The 15,062-nt window shown below is 36.6% G+C and carries 14 protein-coding genes; all 14 read right to left on the bottom strand.

What is annotated here, in order from left to right:
- Positions 1 to 10: 10 nt before the first annotated feature.
- Positions 11 to 907: a dihydroorotate dehydrogenase gene (locus tag ABG79_RS09715; RefSeq protein WP_057979284.1), complete on the bottom strand. Its 897-nt coding sequence runs from the start codon at positions 905 to 907 to the stop codon at positions 11 to 13.
- Positions 900 to 1,631 carry a dihydroorotate dehydrogenase electron transfer subunit gene (locus ABG79_RS09720; protein WP_057979285.1) on the bottom strand — a complete coding sequence of 244 codons (732 nt, stop codon included), beginning with the start codon at positions 1,629 to 1,631 and terminating at the stop codon, positions 900 to 902. The genes ABG79_RS09715 and ABG79_RS09720 overlap by 8 nt, the downstream gene beginning before the upstream one ends.
- Complete coding sequence (gene pyrF / locus ABG79_RS09725) at positions 1,621 to 2,469, bottom strand: orotidine-5'-phosphate decarboxylase (protein WP_057979286.1); 849 nt, start codon at positions 2,467 to 2,469, stop codon at positions 1,621 to 1,623. Before pyrF ends, ABG79_RS09720 begins: the two co-directional genes overlap by 11 nt.
- A gap of 5 nt (positions 2,470 to 2,474) precedes the next feature.
- The gene (locus tag ABG79_RS09730) at positions 2,475 to 3,656 is read right to left on the bottom strand and encodes a dihydroorotase (RefSeq protein WP_057979287.1); all 1,182 of its coding nucleotides are present in this window, start codon (positions 3,654 to 3,656) and stop codon (positions 2,475 to 2,477) included.
- Positions 3,657 to 3,658: 2 nt separating this feature from the next.
- Positions 3,659 to 4,090: an aspartate carbamoyltransferase regulatory subunit gene (locus ABG79_RS09735; RefSeq protein WP_057979288.1), complete on the bottom strand. Its 432-nt coding sequence runs from the start codon at positions 4,088 to 4,090 to the stop codon at positions 3,659 to 3,661.
- Positions 4,084 to 5,013, bottom strand: a complete 930-nt coding sequence (gene pyrB / locus ABG79_RS09740; protein WP_057979289.1) for an aspartate carbamoyltransferase — start codon at positions 5,011 to 5,013, stop codon at positions 4,084 to 4,086. The genes ABG79_RS09735 and pyrB overlap by 7 nt, the downstream gene beginning before the upstream one ends.
- A gap of 288 nt (positions 5,014 to 5,301) precedes the next feature.
- A complete protein-coding gene (purD, locus tag ABG79_RS09745) occupies positions 5,302 to 6,537 on the bottom strand; it encodes a phosphoribosylamine--glycine ligase (RefSeq protein WP_057979290.1) in 1,236 nt (411 codons plus the stop codon).
- A gap of 255 nt (positions 6,538 to 6,792) precedes the next feature.
- Entirely contained in the window at positions 6,793 to 8,286 is a 1,494-nt protein-coding gene (gene purH / locus ABG79_RS09750) for a bifunctional phosphoribosylaminoimidazolecarboxamide formyltransferase/IMP cyclohydrolase (protein ID WP_057979291.1), read from the bottom strand.
- A 1-nt stretch (position 8,287) separates the two neighbouring features.
- A complete protein-coding gene (gene purN, locus ABG79_RS09755; RefSeq protein WP_057979292.1) occupies positions 8,288 to 8,857 on the bottom strand; it encodes a phosphoribosylglycinamide formyltransferase in 570 nt (189 codons plus the stop codon).
- Complete coding sequence (purM, locus tag ABG79_RS09760; RefSeq protein ID WP_057979293.1) at positions 8,845 to 9,837, bottom strand: phosphoribosylformylglycinamidine cyclo-ligase; 993 nt, start codon at positions 9,835 to 9,837, stop codon at positions 8,845 to 8,847. The genes purN and purM overlap by 13 nt, the downstream gene beginning before the upstream one ends.
- 1 nt (position 9,838) lies before the next feature.
- Positions 9,839 to 11,242, bottom strand: coding sequence for an amidophosphoribosyltransferase (gene purF / locus ABG79_RS09765; protein ID WP_083490409.1), 1,404 nt, complete (start codon positions 11,240 to 11,242; stop codon positions 9,839 to 9,841).
- Positions 11,227 to 13,416 carry a phosphoribosylformylglycinamidine synthase subunit PurL gene (gene purL / locus ABG79_RS09770; protein WP_057979295.1) on the bottom strand — a complete coding sequence of 730 codons (2,190 nt, stop codon included), beginning with the start codon at positions 13,414 to 13,416 and terminating at the stop codon, positions 11,227 to 11,229. Before purL ends, purF begins: the two co-directional genes overlap by 16 nt.
- A complete protein-coding gene (purE, locus tag ABG79_RS09775) occupies positions 13,403 to 13,903 on the bottom strand; it encodes a 5-(carboxyamino)imidazole ribonucleotide mutase (protein WP_057979296.1) in 501 nt (166 codons plus the stop codon). Before purE ends, purL begins: the two co-directional genes overlap by 14 nt.
- The gene (locus tag ABG79_RS09780; RefSeq protein WP_057979308.1) at positions 13,896 to 15,059 is read right to left on the bottom strand and encodes a 5-(carboxyamino)imidazole ribonucleotide synthase; all 1,164 of its coding nucleotides are present in this window, start codon (positions 15,057 to 15,059) and stop codon (positions 13,896 to 13,898) included. The genes purE and ABG79_RS09780 overlap by 8 nt, the downstream gene beginning before the upstream one ends.
- Positions 15,060 to 15,062 lie beyond the last annotated feature (3 nt).

The following is a 15,062-nucleotide window of genomic DNA, read 5'->3' on the forward strand; positions in this document are numbered from 1 at the left end:
TTGCCTCCCTTTAAATAATTCCTATGATATCGTTTATTGAATCTATCTTCTGCTCTCTTAAAAATTCCTCCATCCCCACTATAATCTCCTTGCAGGCAAGAGGATTTATGAAATTGGCTGTTCCAACCTGAACAAGGCTTGCTCCTGCCATTATAAATTCGATCGCATCCTTATAATTTGTTATACCACCAAGCCCTATAATTGGAACATTAACTGCCCTCGAAACCTCATAAACCATTCTAAGAGCTATAGGTTTTATACAAGGTCCTGAAAGTCCTGCAAATATGTTATTGAATACAGGTTTTCTTTTTTTTATGTCAACCGCCATGCCTTTAAATGTATTTACAAGGGACAATCCATCAGCTCCAGCATCGACGCATTCCATTGCCATTTCAACTATATCTTCAGCATTTGGTGAGAGTTTAACAACCAAGGGCTTATTAGTTACTTCTCTTACCGACTTTACAACCTCTTTAGCAACTTTAGATTTAATTCCAAAATTCATTCCCCCCTCTTTAACATTTGGGCAGGATATATTAAGCTCTATAATATCTACGTCGCAGTTATCAAGCTTTTTAGCACCTGAAACATATTCTTCTATGCTTCCTCCACCAAGGTTTGCCAAGATTACTGTGTTTAGTTTTTTCATAAATGGAAGTTCATTTTCTATAAAATAATCTATGCCTGGATTTTGAAGTCCTACACTGTTTAGCATGCCAAAGCTTGTTTCAAAACACCTAACCCCCATATTTCCTTCTCTCTTATTAAGGGTTAGTCCCTTTGTAGCTATCCCTCCAAGGATTGAAACATCATAAAATTCATCATATTCTCTCCCAAATCCAAATGTCCCTGACGCTGCAATAACAGGGTTTTTAAAACTTTTACCCCATAAGTTTACCTCAAGCATCAAATACTACCTCCTCACCCCTGAAGATTGGCCCATCCTTGCATACCCTTTTCATTCCATCCTTCGTTTTGCATGTGCAAACCAAGCAGGCTCCTACTCCACAGGCCATATTCTTTTCAAGAAGCAGATACAAGGGTGTTTGAGTTTTTATGCACATATCTTGAACCTTTTTCATAAAGGCATCTGGGCCGCAGGCAATTACAAGACTGTATTCAAAGGGGTTAAATATATCCGTCACATACCCCTTGTGCCCTTCTTTGCCGCTTTCCGTTGCTATATGAATATTTTCAACGTAATCCTTTAATTCATCTATTCCATAACTTTCATCTCTAAATCCAAAGTATACATCAACCTCTGCCTTAATCTTTTTTGCAAAGTATGCTAAAGGGGCGATCCCTACTCCTCCGCCTACAAGTGCGACCTTCCCCTTTATATTTGAAGTATCCATTCCATTTCCTAAAGGCCCTGTTACCTTTACAAAGTCACCCTTTCTAAGTAATGATAAATAGCTCGTTCCTGTTCCTTTAATCTGATATATAAAACTTATCATTTTGTTATCACAATCATGAATACTGAATGGTCTTGAAAGAATAGGCTCCTTATCCCAATTTCTCAGCATAAAAAACTGACCGGGTAAAACTTCGTATTCTCCGTAGAGCATCAATTTATATATTCCTTCTGCTATCTTCTCATTATCCTTAACAATAAGGCTTTTATAATTCATTCAAAATCTCCTCCCTCATTTTAAGAGCCTCTTCCCTTGCATGCAGTTCAAACCTTTCATCACCATGTTTTCTATAAGCAAGAAGTATTCCCCTCGATGAGTTTACAACCCCACCATTTTTATCAATTAATAGATTTTTAATATCCTTTGCCCCTCCTCCCTGTGCACCATATCCTGGAATTAAGAAGAACATATTTTTCAGCCTCTTTCTTATGTGTCCTGCCTCATCTGAATTGGTGCACCCAACAACTGCACCAATAGGGCTATATCCATATTCTCCAATGCTTTTTTCTATCAAGGATCTTAGCATATCATAAACTCTTTCATAGACCCTGTTTTCGCCTGCATATAGAAGCTGTAAATCCTTTGATGAGGGATTTGATGTTTTTATAAGAACGAAAACTCCCTTATCCTTATCGGTATATTCTAAAAAGGGGGTTATGCTGTCAACTCCCATATAGGGGTTTAATGTTACTAAATCCACCTTAAAGTCCCCCTCAAAATGTGCTCTTGCATACATCCTAGCAGTATCTGCAATATCGGATCTTTTTATATCCCCTATTACAATAGCTTCCTTTTCCTTTGCATATTCTATAGTCTTTTTGTAGACCTTCAACCCCTCTATCCCTAGGGCTTCATAATATGCTATCTGAACTTTAAAGCATGCTGCAACATCTTCAGTAGCATCTATTATTTTTTTGTTAAACTCAAATAAAGCATCATAGACTGAGCTAAATTTTTTCTTAAATCCTTCTGGTATATAGTCAACTGATGTATCAAGTCCAACACAAACATGTCCCTTTTTTTCAACAGCTTCATAGAGCCTATCCATTATCATCCTACTCACCCCTTAAAAACTATTCTGCCCTTTCTTATTGTATATATGACTTTTCCAAAAACCTCTTGCCCATCAAAAGGATTATTCTTTCCCTTTGACACAAAGCTTGATGAGTCAATTTTATACTTGTGTTTAAGGTCTACCAAAACAACATCTCCATCGTATCCTTCTTTAATTTTTCCTTTATTTAATAGCATCATTTTAGCTGGATTTTCCGACATGAGTTTTATAAGTTTATTTAAAGTTATATGCCCCTCTGCAACAAGTTTTGTAAAGCAGATTGAAAAAGCTGTCTCTATACCAGATATGCCAGGCGCACCCTTTAATTTATCCTCTTGAGTATGTGGTGCATGATCAGTTGCTATTGCATCAACATAGCCTTTTTTAATTGCCCTTATTAGGCTTTCAATATCATCTTTTTCTCTTAAGGGTGGATTCACTCTGTAATTCAGATTACTTGTTCCGAATAAATGATGAGGAGCCACCTCACATGTTATTTTATATCCCTTATCCTTCTCTACAGCTATTTCTTCAATTGCCTCCTTTGTGCTCACATGGGCTATATGAAGATTAGCCCCTGTAAATTTGGCAAGTTCAATGTCCCTTTTAGTCATTATATTTTCAGAAAGCCTTGTATCAATCTTAGAAATTTCCTCATCCTCTGCATGGGATATAACTGTTAATCCCTTTTTCTTTGCAAGAAGCATTGCATGAAGCATTATATTATTACTAAGTATCCCCTTGCCATCATCTGATATAAACCTTACTCTTTCATCTAGAGTATTTAAGTGTTCTATATCCTTTCCTAATAAATCCTTAGTCACTGTAACAGTCTGATGAATATCAACAAGATCAATCCTTTTTGCTCTATCAAGAACATAGTCAACTATACCCATATTTGAACATGGCGGGTTTGTATTTGCCATTAAGTTTACCGCTGTATACCCTCCCTTTACTGCTGCCATTGAACCAGACAGCAAATCCTCTTTGTATTCGTAGCCGGGTTCCCTGAAATGAGCATGCAAATCTACAAAGGAAGGGAGAAGGGACAATCCTTCTCCATCTAGTATTTCACAATCTCTATTTAGATTTCCTATTTCTTCAATTTTTCCATTCTTTATATAAACATCTCCACAGAAGACATCGGAGCTGTCCACAATATTAACATTTTTTATTAGAAGTTCCATAATCAAACCTCCGAAAGTGCATATATTTCATCGCAATACATGCATCTATATTCTCCCTTTTCTTTATCTACAAGGTAGAAGACGTGGTCTATATACTTTTCGATTGATGTAACACATCTTGGATTTTTACAGCTTAAAACATTTTCCACCCTTTCTGGAAGTTCAAATTTCTTCTTTTCTACTAGCACTTCGTCCTTTATTACATTTATAGTTATATTGGGATCAAGTATTCCAAGTATTCTAAAGTCTAAATCAACTACATTTTCTATCTTTATTATGTCCTTCTTTCCAAGCTTTTCACTTGATACATTCATGAGAAGACATACTGCACTTTCTATCTTGTCTAGTTCTAGCATTTTGAATATCTTAATTCCAAGCCCTGCCTTTATATGATCTATTACAACTCCATTTTTTATACTATTTACTGTTAGCATACTTCCACCCCCAAAAGTTTCATTATAAGTGCCATTCTTACGAACATTCCGTATTTTGCCTGTTCGAAGTATTTTGCTCTTTTATCTTCATCAACCTCTACTGCTATTTCATTAACCCTTGGCAGTGGATGTAGAACTATCATATCTTCCTTTGCCTTCTTAAGCTTTGCCTTATCAAGTATATAGCTATCCTTTAATCTTAAATATTCCTCTTCATTGAAGAATCTTTCTCTTTGGACACGAGTCATGTATAGAATATCTAATCTTTCTATTACATCCTCCATCCTTTCTACTTCTATAAACTCAATATTATTCTTTTGCAAAACTTCCTTTTTAATATAATCTGGAACCTTCAATTCCTTTGGGGAAATTAGAACGAATTTATTGTTTTCATACCTTGACATGGCCTTAATAAGCGAATGGACAGTTCTTCCAAATTTCAAGTCTCCACAAAGACCTATTGTTAGATTTGACAGATTGTCCTTTAGGGATTTTATAGTAAGTAGATCAGTTAAAGTCTGAGTTGGATGCTGGTGTCCTCCATCACCTGCATTAATAACCGGGATTGTAGAATATTGAGCTGCTACCCTTGGCGCACCTTCCTTAGGATGTCTCATAACTGCAATATCTGCATAACATGCTATTGTTCTTATGGTGTCAGCTATGCTCTCTCCCTTTGCTACAGATGATGAATTAGGTTCTGAAAATCCTATTACCTGCCCACCAAGCCTTAGCATTGCAGCTTCAAAGCTGAATCTTGTTCTTGTGCTTGGCTCATAAAATAGAGTTGCGAGAATTTTTCCCTGACATGCATTTGAAAACTTTTCCGGATTTTTTGAGATTTGTCCTCCAAGTTCTAAAACTTCATCGATTTCAAGAGTTGTAAAATCCATTGGGTCCAAAAGGTGTCTTCCTTTTAACATAATATCTCTCCTTCCTAGCCTCTCTGGGCTAATTTAAAGGTTAAAAAAAGCCTTCCCATCCGGGAAGGCATAATTTTCCTGTAAAAAGTTGCACTTATCCTTTGCCTACCTTCCCGGCCTCACAGGACCAGTCTTAAAGGTTCTTTTGACTATATTAGCATGGAGATTATTAGATGTCAAGGTTAATTTTTCACCTCAACTCCTCCAAATCCAACTATACTTTTTACTTTTAATATAGGGCCTATATTTTCTTGGTTAACCCTTGTCTTGTTTTCAATAAACCAAAAATTATATATCCCCTCTAAACTGCATTCCTTCAAAATAAATCTTTTTCATATCAGCATATGCCTTTGCACGTGCTTTTTCTAGGGTTTCACCTATTGCAGTTACAGATAATACTCTGCCTCCTGTTGTAATTAAGTTTTCACCTTCAAGCTTTGCGCCAGCGATAAATACCTTGTTTTCAACATCTCCTATTCTAATTTCAAATCCCTTTTCTATTTCACCCGGATAACCCTTTGACGCTGCAACAATGTTGCAGGCAAAGCCTTTTTCCCATTCTATCTCTACATCTTCTAATTTACCATCGATGGCCTTAAAAATAATCTCAAAAAAATCACTTTTCATAAGAGGCAATACTGCCTGTGTCTCTGGATCTCCCATCCTTACGTTATACTCTAAAAGGTATGCTCCCCTTTTAGTTATCATTATCCCAAAGAATATTATTCCGCAGTAATCCAATCCATCCTTCTTTATCCCGTCTATTGTTGGAATCATTATATTCTTTCTAAAATCCTCTAATATGTCCTCTGTCACATATGGGTTTGGTGCTACTACACCCATTCCGCCTGTGTTTGGTCCCATATCTTTATCGAATATCCTCTTATGATCCTTTGCAGAGATAAACGGAATGATTGTCTTTCCATCAGTAATTGATAAAATCGATGCCTCAACACCTTCTAAAAACTCCTCAATCACAATCCTTTTACCAGAGCCCTTGAAAATATCCTCAACCATAAACTTTTCAAGAGTATCCTTAGCCTCTTCAAAACTATTACAAATCACAACTCCCTTTCCCTGAGCAAGACCATCAGCCTTAATAACACAAGGGTATGTTGCATTTTTAATATACTCAAGTGCCCTTTCAACCTCATAAAAAATTTCATATTCAGCCGTCCTTATATTGTGTCTTTTCATAAATTCCTTTGCGTAAATTTTGCTTCCCTCAAGATTAGCAGCTGTCTTTGAAGGTCCAAATATCTTAAGATTGTTCTTCTTAAACTCATCAACAATCCCTTCAACTAAAGGTGCCTCAGGTCCAATAACTGTTACATCGATTTTATTTTCCTTTACAAAAGTTACATATTCATCAATTCCCTTTAAATCAATGTTCTGGCATTTTGCTTCCTTTGCCGTTCCTCCATTTCCTGGTGAAACAAAAATTTCTTCAACAAGAGAGCTCTGTGCTATTTTCCAAGCAATTGCATGTTCTCTTCCACCTGAACCAATGATTAAAACCTTCATCTGCTTCACCTCCGTTATAAACTCAATATATTAGGGGAAACCCCATGAAATGATTTCAAAAGGCGCCTCTCATGAACCTTAGTAACTCTTGATTTTCGACTTTTCAAATGACCGTAACTCTGCTCAGGACGAGCAGTGCCGCGTGGACTTCACGTATGAAGTCTCACGCGGGTAGGACATTTGGAAACAAAGAAAAGCTTAGAGTTACTTGGTGAAATGAGCGAAGCCTCGGAAATCATTCATGGGGTAATAGTATTAATGCTTAAAATGCCTTACCCCTGTAAACACCATCGAAATTCCATGTTTATTACATGCCTCAATTGAATCCTTATCCTTTAAAGACCCTCCCGGCTGCATAATTGCCTTAATGTTGTTCTTTGCCGCTTCCTCTACAACATCGCTGAATGGAAAGAAGGCGTCTGAAACTAAAACAGCTGCCCCTTTTCCTCTTTCAAGAGCCTGACATGCAGCCCATATTCTATTTACCTGACCTGAAGCAATACCTACTGCCTTTTTGTCCTTTACAACAACTATTGCATTGGATTTAACATACTTTACAACCTTCATGCCAAAGAGCATCTCATCAATTTCTTCCCTGGAAGGTTCCTTCTCGGTTACAACATTCAAATCATCAATCAGTTTATCGTCAACGCTCTGGATTAGTATTCCTCCATCAACGCTTATAATCTCATACTTATCAACAGGTTTAACATTTGCCTTTATAACCCTTAAGTTCTTCTTCTGGAATAAAACATTTAGAGCATCCTCGTCGTATTCAGGAGCAATTATAACCTCAAGGAAAATTTCAGCCATCTTTTGGGCAGTATCCTTATCCACCCTTTTATTAAAGGCAACAATTCCGCCAAAAATAGATACTGGGTCACATTCAAATGTTTTCAGGAAGGCATCATATGTATTTTCACCTATTGCAACTCCGCATGGTGTATTATGTTTAACTGCACAGCATGCAGTTTCATCAAATTCGCATACAACCTTCCATGCAACATCCATATCCTTTATGTTGTTATATGATAGCTCCTTACCGCTTAATTTTTCAAAATCCTTCATGGCACCCTCACCAAAAGCTTTAACATAGAATGCAGCAGTCTGATGTGGGTTTTCGCCATATCTTAATTCAGCTTCCTTCTTATATGAAAGGGATAAATATTCAGGATATGGATTATCTAATAAGAAATTTGAAATCGCAGCATCATATGAAGATGTTAAGTTAAAGACCTTTCCTGCAAGATATTTTCTTGTCTCAAAAGAAACATTACCCTTTTCATCAATCTCCTTCATAACTATCTCATAATCATTATAGTCGCACAGAACAACTACATCTCTGAAATTCTTAGCTGCTGCCCTTAACATTGATGGCCCGCCTATATCTATAAACTCTATCTTTTCTTCAAAGGATAAATCCTCCTGAACCTTTTCAAAGAAGGGATAAAGGTTTACCACAACAAAATCAATAGTTCCTATTCCTCTTTCCTTAATAGTATTCATATGTTCTTCATTATCTCTAATGGCAAGAATACCCCCATGAATATTAGGGTGAAGTGTTTTAACTCTTCCATCTAAAATTTCATCAAATCCTGTAATCTCCTTAACCTCAACAACAGGGATACCCTTTTCTAAAAGAAATTTATACGTCCCTCCAGTTGAAATTATTTCTACTCCTCTGTCACTTAAAAACTTACAAAACTCATCTATTCCATCCTTGTAAAATGTGCTAACAAGCGCTCTCATCTTATCCCTCCAAAACCTTATTTATGGCGTCAACTATAATCCTGTGTTCCACAATTAAAACCCTATTAGCAAGCTTTTCCGGTGTATCTCCATCATATATTGGAACCCTCTCTCTTAGGATTACTTTTCCTGCATCTACCTCACCAGTAACAAAATGAACCGTGCATCCCGTCTCCTCTTCTTTTGCCTTCAAAACTGCCTCATGAACCTTTATTCCATACATACCCTTTCCTGAAAACTTAGGAAGCAGTGATGGATGTATGTTTATTATTTTGCCCTTATATACATTTAAAATCTCACCATCTAAAATAGATAAAAATCCAACAAGAACAATAAGGTCTAAATCGTCCCCTATTATTTCCAAAATCCTCTGGCTTAATTCTTCTTTAAATCCCGTTCTATCCAAGACAAATGTTTTTATTCCATGTTTTTTAGCTCTTTCAATTGCATAACATTTTCTATCAGCTATCACATACTCAATACTGCAATCTAATCTTCCATCCTCAACTGCATCTATTATTGCCTGAAGGTTAGATCCATTTCCAGATACAAGCACTGCTATTTTATGCAAACTCCATCACCACCTCTTTCAACATGGCCGATTATATAGGCTCTTTTACCCATCTTTTCTAAATCATCTACGATGTCTTTTGCTTCATCTTTTTTAACGCATAGCACAAAACCAATTCCCATGTTGAATGTATTAAACATCTCTTTCTCTTCTACTCCAAGCTCCATAATGAATTTAAATATTGAAGGAACCGTGAAACTATCCTTATCTATTACCGCAGTTAAATCGCTCTTAAACATTCTTGGAATATTCTCATAAAAACCTCCACCGGTTATATGTGACATTCCCTTTATTTCGTATTTTTCAAGAAGTGGAAGAACATATGGAACATATATTGTAGTTGGAGTTAATAAAACCTCTCCTATTTTTCTTTCCTCAAATTCTACATCATAATTTCTTATAAGCCTTCTAATCAGTGAATATCCGTTGCTATGAGGACCTGATGATTCAATCCCAACTAAAATATCTCCTTCTTCAATCCTGCTTCCATCTATTATCTTATCCCTTTCAACAATTCCAACAGCAAATCCTGCTATATCATAATCTCCTTCCTTATAAAAGCCTGGCATCTCAGCAGTCTCACCGCCTACTAAGCTGCAACCCGCAATCTGACACCCTAAAGCTACTCCTGAGACGATTTCAGAGGCAACTAAAGAATCCAGTTTACCACATGCAAGATAATCAAGGAAAAATAGTGGCTTTGCTCCATGGCAGAGTATATCATTAACACACATTGCAACACAATCTATACCAACAGTATCATATTTCTGCATTTTAAATGCTATCTCAAGCTTTGTTCCAACCCCATCAGTTCCTGAAACAAGAACAGGATTTTTATATCCTGCTATATCGTAAAGAGCTGCAAAGCTTCCAATTCCATTTAAGACCCTTTCATCATGAGTCTTACTTGCCTTATCCTTTATAAGGCTGACTGTTTTATAGCCCTCTTCAATGTTAACTCCAGCGTCCCTATACTTCATATCACTCATTCCTTTCAAACTGGAATTTGTCTATTTCAAGTGGTGCCGAAACAGGATATGTCCCGCTAAAGCATCCAAGACAAAAACTTTCCTTATTTAAAGCCTTTAGTAAGCCTTCTATACTCAAGAACGCAAGAGAATCTGCGCCTATTTCCCTTCCAATCTCCTCAACGCTTTTTACAGCCCCAATCAGCTGACTCCTATAAGGTGTATCTATACCAAAATAGCATGGATATGCAACTTTTGGCGATGCAATTCTGACATGAACTTCCTTTGCACCAGATTTTCTTAGTATATCAATAAGCCTTCTCATAGTAGTTCCTCTTACTATAGAATCATCGATAAGAACAACCCTTTTCCCTTCAACATTGGTCTTAAGTGGATTGAGCTTTATTGAAACTGCCCTTTCCCTAAGCTGGCTTTTAGGTTCTATGAAGGTTCTTCCAATATATTTATTTTTTATAAAACCGATACTATATGGTATCTTTGATGCATTTGAAAAACCAACTGCTGCAAATGTCCCCGAATCAGGAACGCCAATTACAACATCAGCATCAACTGAAGACTCCTTAAAAAGTTCTTCCCCAGCTCTTAATCTTGACTCATACACGCTTATTCCGTCCATAAAGCTGTCTGGCCTTGCAAAATAGATGTATTCAAAGGCACATGTTTCAAGCTTTGTCTTTTCAACAAGTTTAAAACTCTTAATTCCTTCTTTATCGATTATAATAATCTCACCTGGTTCAACATCTCTTACAAATTCTGCACCAATTGCATCAAAAGCACAGCTCTCGGAAGATAAAACATATCCTCCATCTATTTTTCCAAGACAAAGAGGTCTTATACCATGTGGGTCTCTTACTGCAATCAATTTATCATCTGTAAGGATTAAAATAGAGTAGGAACCCTTCACAGCCTGCATTGCGTCAAAAACAGCCCTTTCAATGCCCTTTCTTGCCGCCCTTGCAATAAGGTTTAAAACAACCTCTGTATCTATTGTGGTTTGGAAAATAACCCCTGCATCCTCTAAAAGTTCCCTTACTATATCAGCATTCACAAGGTTTCCGTTATGAGCTATTGCAATATTCCCAAGCTTATATTTACTAAAAAGAGGCTGTGCATTTTCCGCCCTAGACCCCCCTGTTGTTGAATACCTTACATGTCCTATTGCTGCAATTCCCTTTATGTTTAAAAAATCCTCATCAAACACATCAGAAACAAGCCCTACATCCTTAGAAACTATAAAATCGCTTCCTGTAGTTAAGGCTATTCCCGCACTCTCCTGACCCCTGTGCTGAAGCGCAAATAATCCATAGTAAACAGAAGATGCTATAGTTTTTTCTTCATTCACATATATACCGAAAACTCCACATTCCTCTTTAAATTTATCTACTCCATTAAGCATATAAGGCCACTCTCCCATTCATTCTTTGCCTCTGTAACTGCAACATTTAAGCTCTCTTTTCCGTTAAAACTAACGCTAACAATGTCCTTTTCAACTTTTCCTATCTTCTTTGCCATTATTCCAAGCTTTTTAAAGTTTAATATTATTTCATCAACATTTTTTTCTTGGCAGGATATGATAAATCTTCCCTGGCTCTCTGAGAACAGGAATCTGTCATCCTCAAGTTCAGTTTCTATATTTATCTTTGCTCCAAGTGAATTCTTAAAGCAGCACTCTAAAAGGGCTACTATAAATCCTCCATCTGAAATATCGTGACAGCTCTTAACAAGCCCTTTATCTATACACTTTATTACACCTTCAATTGTGTTTTTCTCAATTTCAGTATGAGCTTCAGGAACCCTGCCAGCTTCAACTCCATAAACAACCTTTAAATATTCACTACCGCCTATCTCATCCTTTGTTTCGCCAACAAGTATGATTGCATCCCCCTCTTCTTTAAAGTGTATTGTTGTGTGCTTATTAGCATCCTCTAAAAGTCCAAGCATTCCTATAACCGGGGTTGGGTAGATTGCCGTCTTTTCTGACTGATTATAAAAGCTCACATTTCCGCTTATAACAGGAGTATTTAATATCCTTGATGCCTCGTTTATTCCCAATATGCTATTTCTGAATTGGTAATAAATTTCTTCATTTTCAGGGCTTGCAAAGTTCAGACAATCTGTTATTGCAATCGGAGTTGCACCGGTTGATGCTATATTTCTTGCAGCTTCTAAAACAGAAATCTTAGCACCTTCGTATGGATTTAAATAGCAGTATCTTGCATTGCAATCTGTAGTAAGTGCGATTGCCTTCTTTCCATCGATTAAGACAAGTCCAGCATCCCCTCCAGGTTTTACAACTGTTGAGTTTCTTACCTGATGGTCGTATTGTCTGTAAACCCAGCTTTTAGATGCAATATTAGGCGATTTTAACATTTTTAATAAAGCCTCTTTCAAATTCTCTTGTTTTTTAAGAGTTGAAGTGTCAAATCTGTTTAATTTATCCATATATTTTGGTCTTTTAAAAGGTCTTAAATTAGCAGGTGCTCCATCAGCAAGAAGATATGCAGGCAATTGCCCTACTAATTTTTCACCCTCGAAGATGGAAACAAATCCGTCATCAGTAACCTCACCAATTATTGAAGCATGAAGTCCCCACTTGCTGAAAATTTCAAAAACCTTGTTTTCCTTTCCCTTTTCAACTATTGCAAGCATTCTCTCCTGTGATTCAGAAATCATTATTTCAATAGGGTTCATTCCCTTTTCTCTTGTTATAACATTAGTAACATCAATTTTTATTCCGCTTCCACCTCTGAAGGCTGTTTCACAGCTTGCAGAAGTTAACCCTGCAGCTCCAAGGTCCTGGATTCCAACAACACAGCCTTCCTTTATAAGTTCAAGACAAGCCTCTAGAAGAAGCTTTTCCATAAATGGGTCTCCAACTTGAACTGCAGAACGTTTTTCCTCCGATTCCTGTGTTAAATCACATGATGCAAAGCTTGCACCCCCCATTCCATCACGGCCTGTTGTGTGTCCAACAAGCATAACAGGATTACCTATGCCCTTTGCCGCCCCCTTTTTCAATTCTTCCTTCTTTAAAAGTCCAACGCTCATGGCATTTACAAGAGGATTGTCATCATAGCAGGAGTTGAAAACCGTCTCTCCACCAACGGTTGGAATTCCAACTGAGTTGCCATAATCACCGATTCCCTTTACAACTCCCTTTAAAAGGTGTTTTGTTTTATCTGAATCAATTTCTCCAAATCTAATCGAATTTAAATTTGCAATAGGCCTTGCACCCATTGTAAACACATCTCTTAAAATTCCACCAACGCCTGTTGCTGCTCCCTGATATGGTTCAATAGCAGACGGATGATTGTGGCTCTCTATCTTCATGGCAATAGCATAGCCATCTCCTATGTCTACAACCCCTGCATTTTCACCAGGCCCTTGTAAAACTCTTTGGCTCTTAGTATTAAAAAGTTTTAAAAGAGCCCTGGAGTTTTTATAACTGCAGTGTTCCGACCACATTACACCAAGCATTGAAATCTCTAAATCGTTTGGAACCCTGCCTAGTTTTTCTACGATTAAATCATATTCCTCTTTATTTAAACCAACATCCTTATATGTTAGCATGGCTCTCCTCCTTTAACTTTTTTGACATATTATCAACATCCTTCTCAAGTTGCATCTTGTAGTCCTTTATCTTTTCCTTTAACTCATCATCTGAAAGCGCAAGAATCTGTGTTGCTAGGACAGCAGCATTTGCAGCTCCGTTTATTGCAACTGTTGCAACTGGAATTCCCTTTGGCATTTGAACTATGGATAAAAGTGAGTCAAGCCCATCCATTGTTTTTCCCTTTATAGGAACTCCAATGACAGGAAGGTTTGATATCGAAGCGACCATTCCAGGCAAATGTGCAGCCCCTCCCGCTGCTGCTATAATGACTTTAAAACCTTTTTCTTCTGCACTTTTAGCAAACTGGAACATTTTTTGCGGGGTTCTGTGTGCAGAAACAACATCGGTCTCAAAATCTATCTGAAATCTTTTTAAAACTTCTTCAGCATTTCTCATTACTTCATAGTCTGAAATACTCCCCATAATAATTGCAACTCTACTCATAAAACTCACCTATCTTTAAATTATTAATTATATAATTCTTCTTTGCCTCTAACCTTGTTTCGTCATCATCAATAATTGTTATATGTCCAACCTTTTTCTTTTTATCTACAAAGCTCTTACCATAAAAATGAAAAAATACTCCATCCATCTTCAATATCTCTCCAAGATTTTCAATTGTATACTTACCGTCTATTTTTTTATCTCCAAGAATGTTTATCATGATAGCATTCTTTATTAACTCCGTTGAACCCAGGGGCAGATTTGTTATACTTCTTAGATGATTTTCAAATTGACTTGTAAAACAAGCTTCTATAGTTAGATGTCCTGAATTGTGAGGTCTTGGGGCAATCTCGTTTATCAATATCTCATCATATTTATCAACAAACATTTCAACGCAAAATACTCCGAAATCACAAAAACTCTCCACAACTTTATTTGCAATCGAAACTGCTTTTTTTTCAACCTCTTCTCCTATTCTTGCTGGGCACTTAGTAATTCTAAGAATGTTATCTTCGTGAACATTTTCAAATGCTCTATAATTTTTAAATTCGCCTTGTTCATTTTTGCAGACAATTATTGATATTTCATTCCTAAAATCAACAAATTCTTCCATAAATATTTCTTCTTCAAATTTCAGGTTCTTTAAGTTTAAAATATCTTCATGGTTTTCTATTTTTATATTTCCTTTTCCATCATAACCGCCCTTTGCAAACTTTATCATAAATGGAAATTTAAAATCATCAGCTTTTGAAACCAAATCATAATAGGACTCTATTCTTTCAAATCTTGGAACAGGAAGGTTAAATTTTATTAAATGTTTCTTTTGAATATACTTGTTTTGTATTTTAATTAATGTTTCCGGAGATGGATATATTTTATATCCCATGTTTTTCAATTTTGTAAGGTGCTCTGCATTAATATGTTCAAATTCATAGGTTATTACATCTGTTTTTCTCGCAAGTTCTAAAAGGGCACCAAAATCATCAAAACCTGAAACTATCTGTTCATCAGAAACCTGACCTGCAGGTGAATTTTCCTTAGGATCAAGAACATAAACAATATAACCCATCCTTTTTGCTTCCAGGGCAAACATCCTGCCAAGTTGTCCCCCTCCTATAATTCCGATTTTTGAAGGAGGTAGTAATATCCTTTTCATAGA

The sequence above is a fragment of the Caloramator mitchellensis genome, assembly GCF_001440545.1.
GTDB classification, from domain to species: Bacteria; Bacillota; Clostridia; order Clostridiales; family Caloramatoraceae; genus Caloramator; species Caloramator mitchellensis.